We start from the raw sequence: 8,867 nt of genomic DNA, 5'->3' as shown, positions 1-8,867 counted from the left end.
TGTCACCTACTTCATAAACTTTCTATTACATACTTCATATTTGTCACCTACTTCATAAACTTTCTATTACATACTTCATATTTGTCACCTACTTCATAAACTTTCTATTACATACTTCATATTTGTCACCTACTTCATAAATTCTTTATTTAACCTCAAGTACTCCTTAACCTTTACCGTAATTACTCAAAAAGTGTAAAAGTTTTATTTATTTTTCTACAAGTTCAACTATAGTCTCCATTGTCGAAGCTGTAGAAACTTTTCCTTCTTCTTTCCATATCTGCTCGATGTTAAGAATTGATTTAGTCTTTGATTCTACCATCTTTCCTTCTTTATAAGCAAAATAAACTATTCCATCAGTAGAGTGCATGGTGAAATCTTGGCTTTGAAGAGAAGGCACTTCCTTAAGAAGGCCAGGTATCTCTAATTTTCCAGGAATAGACTTAACTTCTATCTTAGCACAGTCATAACCTTTGTATTTTACAAAATCAATAAGCTTACAAGTGGTATAATTTCCTAAGTTCCAACTATCTCCAATCTTTAACTTTGTTTTAGGAAATATAAGCTGATTTAATATAGATTCTTCTAAAGCTTCCTGATTACTTTCAACAACTTCACCATTTTTTCGAAATTTTATAAAATACTCATCTCCTTCTTTTAAACTACCCATATCTATTGGAACTTCTTTTTCTTGAATATCTTCTGAACGCATTATTCCTTGGGAATAAGTGATCACAATCTTAGCAGTAATGATATCACCCTTAACCTTAATCACTTTTTGATCCCAATTAACAGTTTGTTCTGAGGTGAATTTTCCTACATCTTTTAACTTGTTTTCAGCTAACGCTGTCATTTGGTAGCTTAAAACATCTCCTTCCCGTGAATTATAAGCTAAATAAATACCCTCGCCAGCATAAGATGTCTTTAAACATAAGATAAACACAAATATAAATAAAGTTACTAATTTTTTCACTATCAATCATTCTCTCTAAAATTTTATTTTAAAAACTTTTTATCTTGAAAGTAGATTCAACGTCCTTTAACTTAATATTAATTTAGTATTTTTAAGATTAATCGTCAAGGCTTTTTTTGTAAGATAAAAATCTTAATAGATTTTAAATTCTTTTCCTATATAATTAAGCATGATTAAGGTTAATAAGTAAAAATGCCATACTTTACAAGTAAAACTATCTTGCTAAGAAAAGGAGATAATAGATGAAAGAAATAACCTCAGGTAATCTCTTTGAAGAAGTAGTCCATATTATGGAAAGATTACGCAGTAGCGAAGGTTGTCCTTGGGATAAAGAGCAAGATCATCAATCAATAAAAGGAGATAATAAATGAAGGAGATAACCTCAGGTAATCTCTTTGAAGAAGTAGTCCATATTATGGAAAAACTACGCAGTAGCGAGGGTTGTCCTTGGGATAAAGAGCAAGATCATCAATCAATAAAGAGTTATTTAATTGAAGAAGCTTATGAAGTTTTAGAATCAATTGAGGAGCAAAATTTTGAGAATTTAAGATCTGAGTTAGGAGACCTTCTTTTCCAGATAGTCTTTCATGCTCATTTAGCTAAAGAAGCTAATTTATTTAATGTTAATGATATCTTAAAAGAAATTATTAAAAAAATGAAAGAACGTCATCCCCATGTTTTTGGAGATACTAAAGTTAAAGATTCTCAAGAGGTTTTATCGAATTGGCACAAAATTAAAAGAACTGAAACAAAGGATGAGTCTTTACTTAAAGGAATTCCTCATCATTTACCAGCTTTAGTTTGGGCAAAGAAGATTCAAGAAAGAGCGGCTACAGTAAAATTTGACTGGGATAACATTGATGAGGTAATTAAGAAGGATGAGGTGATTAAAAAAGATGAGGCAATTAAGAAGATAAGAGAAAAGATTAAAGAGCTTGAAGACCAGTGCCAAAATCAAGATACTCAAAAAACAGAGGAAGAATTTGGAAACTTACTTTTTTCTTTAGTTAGTGTTGCTCGTTTTTTTAAGATAGACCCCGAACTTTCCCTTCGCCAAACCATTCATAAATTTATCCAAAGATTTACTCAAATGGAAGAAAGAATAAAAAATAAAAAGGAACACTCTTTCTAATTTCTTATCCCACAAAATAATAGAGATAAATTATCGTCTATAAACATATCCAAAAGTAAATAAAATTGGTGGTGCCAGGCAAAGCACGTGCTTTTTTCAACTCAACCAGTGAATAGACTGCCAACACTCTGATTGCATCTGACAACTTCCATCTCATAAAGTTACCATAAGACTATAAAAAGTCCTTCTGTTTTTCCTTTTTATGTCCATTAGTAAGGCTATTCTTTATTATCAGGAGATGTTCTATGAATCCAAGTTTCCTAATGCCTATAACGACAATAGTTCCTATCGCAAATAAAATAACCCCGGAGATCTCATTTCTAAGAGCTGTAATGACAAAAGCAGTTAATCCTAAGATAACAGTGATACCATATAAGAATAATACCGCTTCTTTATGGGTAAAACCCCAATTTACTAACTTATGGTGGATATGTCCGTCATCTGGGGCAAAGATATGTATTCCTTTTATAGTTCTTCGAATTATCGCAAATAAAGTATCTGTAATGGGAAGTCCTAAAGCTATTACAGGAATAAGGAGAGCAGCCACGGTAGCACTCTTATGAGAACCTATTAACGAAATAGTTCCCAATGAAAAGCCCAAAAACATACTGCCATTATCGCCTAAAAATAATTTAGCTGGATTAAAATTATAACGTAAGAAGCCAATAGCAGCCCCAGCTAAGGCTATAGAGAAAAAAGCACAATCAAAGGATTGATTAAGTAATGAGATAAGAAAGATAGTAATAGAAGCTATAGAAACAATTCCAGCTGCTAAGCCATCCAATCCATCTACTAAGTTAATTGCATTAGTTATCCCCACTATCCAAATCACGGTAACTAAAGCATTTATTTGATAAATATAATTACTAGTAATGTATTTAGAAACATCAGCTATTACATTAAAATAGACCAAGACTAAAGCAGCTAAAATTTGAAATAAAAGTTTTATTATCGGTCTTACTCTCTTAACGTCATCATATAGACCTATCATTAAAATAATTAAGGCTCCTAAGAAGAGAATAGTGACATTTTTTAAAAAGATCTCCTTCTCCAAAACAAAGAAATAAAGGATAGAGAGGGAAAGAAAGAAAGAGAAAAAAATAGCCACTCCCCCTAAACGAGTGATAATTCGTTTTTGATGTACTTTTCTATCACTTTTATAGTCTATGCCAATCTTAGTTTTTAAACAAAACTTTCTCATTAAAGGCGTTAAAGCGGTAGAAATAAAAAAAGAGATAAGAAATAAAATGATAAATTTCATTAAATTCTTACCAAGGCGCTGGTGGGACATTTTTTATTAAGGCAGGATATATCTGGGCACTGTCTACACTGAGCATAATCTATTTCAGGTAAGTTATCTTTTATTTTTATAGCTTGGGCTTTACATTCCTTAGCACATATGCCACAGCCAATACAACCTACTGGGCAGATCTCCTTTATTCTTGCACCTTTCTCTAAAGAAGCACACCTTACCACTACCTTAGCTGTTTCAGGGATCATTTGAATAGCTTGCTTTGGACAAAAAGAAGCACATTTTCCACATCCTGTACAACGGAGATGGTCAATGATGATCCTTTCCTCTTGGCATGAAATAGCTTCAAATGGACAAGCCAGAACACAGGTCCCATATCCAAGACAACTATAGGGACAAACACTATCACCATTAAATAACAGGAAAGCAGATTCACAATCCATATTACCTTCATAAATGAAGGCTTTTTCTGGTTTTCCTTGACATCTTAAATGAGCTTTTGTTCCCTCAATGGCTTCTGGCTCTTTACCCGTAATCTTGGCAATTAGTTTAGCCATATCCCCTCCACCAGGCCGACAAAGCGAAGGCGAAACATTATTACTTACTACTACCGCTTCTGCATAAGCAGCACATCCTCCAAATCCGCAAGCACCACATTGACCCTTAGGTAATATTTCTTCTACTTCATGAACACGGGAATCTAACTCTATACCAAAGATTTGATCAGCCAGAGCAAGTAAAGATCCAAAGGAAAATCCAATTATCGCCAGGGTAGTAGTAATGTTGGCAATTAATCCCCAGTCCATGGCTATATTCCTCCCGCCAAGGGTTTAATTAATCCTGAAAATCCAAAAAAAGCAAGAGCTAAACAAGAAGCAGCAATGAAGGCAAAAGCAAATCCCTTTAAAGATTCAGGTAAATCAGCCAGATCTGCCTTTTCTCGAATACTAGCCATTAAGATTATGGCTAAGGCAAATCCTACTCCCGACCCAAAAGCATTAACCACACTTTGAATAAGATTAAACTTATTCTCCACATTTATCAAAGGAATAGAAAGAACAATACAGTTAGTAGCAATCAAGAGTAAATATACTCCCCACATATGGTAATGAGTAGTTAAGTGTTTTTTGACAATCATCTCTATGAATTGAACACAACAAGCAATCACTATAATAAAGACCACAATTCTCATAAATTCAATATGGAATGGCACCAGGGCAAAATGATAGATTAGTCCTCCTAAGATAGAGCTTAGGACCATCACAAAAGTTACCGCAATACCCATGGAGATAGAGATATCCATTCTTTTGGAAATACCAAAAAAAATACATAATCCTAAGTATTTAGTAAAGACAAAGTTATTTATTAAAGCGGCACTGATAAATATGGTCCCTAATTCCTTTAAGTCCATCTTATTTTACTCCTTTTGGGGTAAATTTTCTTTCTATCCAGTTAATAAACCCCATTAGTAAACCCACCACTAAAAATGCTCCTGGAGAAAGAACTAATATTAAGACAGGCTGGTAACCTTCAAACATTATCTGCTGTCCAAAGATACTTCCAGAGCCAAATAATTCTCGAATCATCCCAATAATCACCATGGAAAGAAGAAAGCCTGTCCCCATTCCTAATCCATCAAAGAAGGACTTACCTACAGAATTTTTAGAAGCAAAGACTTCACATCTGGCCAGAATAATAGCAAAGACTACGATCAAAGCAACAAAGACCCCTAAGTTTTTATGAATTTCTGGAAACCAAGCATGAAGAAATTGCTCTAAAAGCGTGACAATGGTGGCAGTTATGGTTAAATAAGCAGGAACTCGAATTCGCTGATGAATAACTTTTCGCGTTAAAGAAACAATTACTTCTGAACACACCATCACAAATAAAAGGCAGATACCCATGGCTAATCCATTTAAGGCTGTATTAGAAACAGCTAAAGATGGACATAACGCCAAAGCTAGACGAAGGATAGGGTTTTCTTTATAGACACCGTTAATAAATATCTTCCACATCGACATTTCACTCCTAATTTAAAGTAAATTCAACCCTTAGCTCTCAGTAATCAGTTAAATTCAAGCAATCTAAGCAATTATTTAAATATAGCACTTATTAATGAAAATTTGACCTAGAGCAAATTAATTTGAGGGCAAACAAGTTTATCTTTTATTGCTCGGTATTATTTCCTATGTCTAGTTTTCGTTAATAACTACTATAGTCCATTTAATCTTAATTCTTTTCTAAACAAGTTAACTTTTTCTTTAACTCTTCTATCCCTTCCTTAACTCCATCAGTAACAGCCTTAGAAGATATAGTTGCTCCAGTAATAGCTTGAATTTTATCCGCAGTCTCTTCTTTTATCACTACTAAATTTTCTACTCCTTTGCCTTCATACTGAGATAAAAACCAATCTTCTTCAATCTTTGTTCCTAACCCTGGAGTTTCCCGTTGGTTTAATATTTTTATCTTTACTACTTTTAAGGTTGGACTAACTCCCACCATTACCCCAAAACTTCCAGCGTAACCATTTTTAGCCAGAGCAGTAATGACATAACCTAACAACTTACCATCCTTGATGGCCTTAAAAAATCTTCCTTCTGGATCGATTTGGATAAACTCATCAGCATTGATGACTGCTTTTCTTGCTCTGGCTTTTGTTTCTTCTTCTACCTTTTTAGTTAGAGGAGCAGTAATGTTATTACTAAAGGCTAAGATTATAGCTCCCAATAAAGCCACAACCATTAAATTAAAGCCTATTTTAAGTATTTTAAGCAAAGCTATCCTCCTCGGCGGCCTTCTACCGCCCTTCTTTTTCTTTCCCTGTGATTTCAGTAGTTTTCATTCCAAATGGTCTTCTTTTTACCAGCCGATCAGTTATGGGAACCAAAGCATTCATTAATAAGACTGCATAGCAAACACCTTCTGGATAGCCACCCTTAAGCCTGATAAGAACAACCAATGCTCCTGCACCCATACCAAAGATTAATTGACCTATCTTGGTAGTAGGAGAAGTAACCATATCGGTAGCAATAAAGAATGCTCCTAAGATAACTCCTCCCGAAAGGATATTCAAGAGAGGATCTCCATTGCAAAGACCTTGCCCACCAAATACCCATGAAAGTAAAGCAATCGTTCCCAGAAAACTAAACGGAATAGGCCAGGTAATATATCCTTTAATAAATAAGATTATTGCTCCTATCAACAATAAAAGGCACGAGGTTTCTCCTAATGATCCACTTACACTTCCTAAAAATAAGCTTTTATACATAGTGGCATGATTTCCAAAATAAGCTACCAAGGCCTCTATTCCTTCTTCTTTTAATATCCCTAAAGGTGAAGCGGTAGTCTTGGCATCGAAGGAAGTGATCCATCTAGTCATTAGAGCAGGCCAAGAAGCCAAAAGAAATGCCCGACCAATCATAGCTGGATTAAAGACATTCCAACCTAAACCTCCAAAGCAATGCTTGGCAATACCAATACCAAAGGCTGAACCCACTACTACAAGCCAAAGCGGCACCTGAGGTGAAATAGAAAAAGCAAGTAATATCCCAGTAACTACAGCACTTCCATCAGTAATAGTTACCGGCTTTTTAAGAAATACTTTTTGGATCAAAGCTTCGGTTAAGACAGCACCCGCCACAGATGAAATAATAATCCCCAAAGCATGCAGACCAAAAAAATAAACACTTCCAATTCCTGCAGGAATTAAACTAACTACTACTGTCCACATAATCTTAGGAACAGAATCTTTGGTCTTTAAGTGAGGAGAAACCGCAACATTTAGCTTTTCCATTTATATCTTCTCCTTAGCGATAAGGTATTTACCCAACTGCAAGGTAATGAACCCTTACAGGATCTTTGTTTGTATATTTGCCATCTATTTCTTATCGTCCTTAGCGATAAGGTATTTACCCAACTGCAAGGTAATGAACCCTTACAGGATCTTTGTTTGTATATTTGCCATCTATTTCTTATCGTCCTTAGCGATAAGGTATTTACCCAACTTAAAGTAATGAACTAAGGGACGTTTGGCTGGACAGACAAAGACACAACAACCGCATTCTATGCAATCAGAAAGATGATATTCTCTTAACTCATTTAACTTTCTTCGCTGGGCTAATAATCCAAGCATATTAGGCATAAGTTTCATAGGGCAAGCATCGACACATTTTCCACACCTAATGCAATTGCTTGGAATTTCCAAAGAAATATCTTCTTTAGTTAAAGCTAAAATCCCACAAGTAGTTTTTATGATGGGCAGATCTAAGGTCTTTTGGGCTATTCCCATCATTGGTCCTCCCATAATTACTCTCGCTGGTGTTTCTACAAATCCACCACAGGTTTTAATTACCTCGGTAAACAAAGTACCCAAACGTACTCTTAAATTTTTAGATTCGTTAATTGGTCTTCCTATCACGGTTATTTCTCGCTCTATTAGAGGTAGACCATTTACCACTGCTTCTTTTATCGCTAAAGCTGTAGAGACATTTAAGACCACGGTCTTTACATCCATTGGTAATTTACCGGAAGGCACTTCCTTCTGGAGAATAGTTTTAATTAAATGCTTTTCAGAACCTTGAGGATACTTTACCTTTAATGGTATCACCTTTATTCTTTTTTCAGACCTCACTGCTTTTTCCATTAAAAACAAAGCATTCTTCTTATTTATCTCAATACCAATGTAAGCTCTTTTGACTCCCAGAACCTTCATGATAATCTTTAATCCCAAAACTACATCTTTAACTCTTTCCACCATTACCCGATGATCAGCTGTAAGATAAGGTTCGCACTCTGCCCCATTTAAGATAACGGTATCAATAGGTTTATTTTCAGGTGGAGTTAATTTAACATGGGTTGGAAATCCAGCTCCTCCCATCCCCACTATGCCCCGATCTTTTATGATCTTCCTTAATTCCAAAGGAGAAATTTGCTCCCAATTACGGTGTTCTTCTTTTTCGATCCAGGTATCTTGCCCATCAGATTCAATGACCACCGCTAAGCAACTTCCTAAGACTGGATGAGGATACATTCCTATCTTTTTTACTATCCCAGAGCAAGAAGCATGGACAGAAGCAGACACAAAAGCAGAACTTTCTCCAATTACTTGTCCTGTCTTAACCTTCTCACCTTCAGCTACTTTAACTTCATTAGGTGCCCCAATATGCTGCCTAAGAGGAATAACTACTTGAGAAGGAATCTCCATCTTGGTGGTTAACTTATTTTCAGTTAACTCCTTATGGCATGGTGGATGAATTCCACCTTTAAAAGTTATCAAATTCATATCTTTTCCACTTTTAAAGTTTTAAATAATATAACAGTAAAAAAATATATTAACACAAACACTGTTCTTTATCAAGCAAAAAATTACTTTTTGTAACAGCAAAATGAAAATGTCCTGTTTTCCGTTAAATAGAAATGTCCTATTTTGTATTAGATAAAAATGATCTTTTATATGGGTTTATTTTAAACTTCCTCCAAGGGTGATCCAATGGAAGAATATGCACCTTTCT

At 34.8% G+C, this 8,867-nt stretch carries 9 protein-coding genes; 1 reads left to right on the top strand and 8 read right to left on the bottom strand.

What is annotated here, in order from left to right; translation table 11 throughout:
- Positions 1–208 precede the first annotated feature (208 nt).
- Positions 209–973: a hypothetical protein gene (locus KJ849_04375; protein MBU2599794.1), complete on the bottom strand. Its 765-nt coding sequence runs from the start codon at positions 971–973 to the stop codon at positions 209–211.
- Positions 974–1,340: 367 nt separating this feature from the next.
- Between KJ849_04375 and mazG the strand changes: the two genes are divergently transcribed.
- Positions 1,341–2,105, top strand: coding sequence for a nucleoside triphosphate pyrophosphohydrolase (gene mazG, locus KJ849_04370; GenBank protein MBU2599793.1), 765 nt, complete (start codon positions 1,341–1,343; stop codon positions 2,103–2,105).
- 172 nt (positions 2,106–2,277) lie between these two features.
- On the opposite strand, the gene KJ849_04365 is transcribed toward mazG, so the two are convergent.
- From KJ849_04365 to rsxC, 7 genes are all read right to left on the bottom strand, one after another.
- Entirely contained in the window at positions 2,278–3,366 is a 1,089-nt protein-coding gene (locus KJ849_04365) for an undecaprenyl/decaprenyl-phosphate alpha-N-acetylglucosaminyl 1-phosphate transferase (protein MBU2599792.1), read from the bottom strand.
- Positions 3,366–4,163, bottom strand: coding sequence for an RnfABCDGE type electron transport complex subunit B (locus KJ849_04360; protein MBU2599791.1), 798 nt, complete (start codon positions 4,161–4,163; stop codon positions 3,366–3,368). The genes KJ849_04365 and KJ849_04360 overlap by 1 nt, the downstream gene beginning before the upstream one ends.
- A 2-nt stretch (positions 4,164–4,165) precedes the next feature.
- Positions 4,166–4,768 carry an electron transport complex subunit RsxA gene (locus KJ849_04355; GenBank protein ID MBU2599790.1) on the bottom strand — a complete coding sequence of 201 codons (603 nt, stop codon included), beginning with the start codon at positions 4,766–4,768 and terminating at the stop codon, positions 4,166–4,168.
- Position 4,769: 1 nt separating this feature from the next.
- Positions 4,770–5,378, bottom strand: a complete 609-nt coding sequence (rsxE, locus tag KJ849_04350; GenBank protein ID MBU2599789.1) for an electron transport complex subunit RsxE — start codon at positions 5,376–5,378, stop codon at positions 4,770–4,772.
- Positions 5,379–5,586: 208 nt separating this feature from the next.
- Positions 5,587–6,132: an FMN-binding protein gene (locus KJ849_04345; GenBank protein ID MBU2599788.1), complete on the bottom strand. Its 546-nt coding sequence runs from the start codon at positions 6,130–6,132 to the stop codon at positions 5,587–5,589.
- Between the two features lie 22 nt (positions 6,133–6,154).
- The gene (locus tag KJ849_04340) at positions 6,155–7,150 is read right to left on the bottom strand and encodes an RnfABCDGE type electron transport complex subunit D (protein MBU2599787.1); all 996 of its coding nucleotides are present in this window, start codon (positions 7,148–7,150) and stop codon (positions 6,155–6,157) included.
- Between the two features lie 171 nt (positions 7,151–7,321).
- Positions 7,322–8,638, bottom strand: a complete 1,317-nt coding sequence (gene rsxC, locus KJ849_04335) for an electron transport complex subunit RsxC (protein MBU2599786.1) — start codon at positions 8,636–8,638, stop codon at positions 7,322–7,324.
- Positions 8,639–8,867: the final 229 nt, after the last annotated feature.

This window comes from bacterium (assembly GCA_018830565.1).
Classification (GTDB): Bacteria; UBA9089; JAHJRX01; order JAHJRX01; family JAHJRX01; genus JAHJRX01.
Note: the sequence above shows the minus strand (reverse complement) of the source record. Positions and strands in the feature narration are given on the sequence as shown.

Bases quoted from the DNA above. Each gene is read 5' to 3' on its own strand.
- mazG (MBU2599793.1), top strand. From the start codon at position 1,341: ATGAAGGAGATAACCTCAGGTAATCTCTTTGAAGAAGTAGTCCATATT.
- KJ849_04365 (MBU2599792.1), bottom strand. From the start codon at position 3,366: ATGAAATTTATCATTTTATTTCTTATCTCTTTTTTTATTTCTACCGCT.
- KJ849_04360 (MBU2599791.1), bottom strand. From the start codon at position 4,163: ATGGACTGGGGATTAATTGCCAACATTACTACTACCCTGGCGATAATT.
- KJ849_04355 (MBU2599790.1), bottom strand. From the start codon at position 4,768: ATGGACTTAAAGGAATTAGGGACCATATTTATCAGTGCCGCTTTAATA.
- rsxE (MBU2599789.1), bottom strand. From the start codon at position 5,378: ATGTCGATGTGGAAGATATTTATTAACGGTGTCTATAAAGAAAACCCT.
- KJ849_04340 (MBU2599787.1), bottom strand. From the start codon at position 7,150: ATGGAAAAGCTAAATGTTGCGGTTTCTCCTCACTTAAAGACCAAAGAT.
- rsxC (MBU2599786.1), bottom strand. From the start codon at position 8,638: ATGAATTTGATAACTTTTAAAGGTGGAATTCATCCACCATGCCATAAG.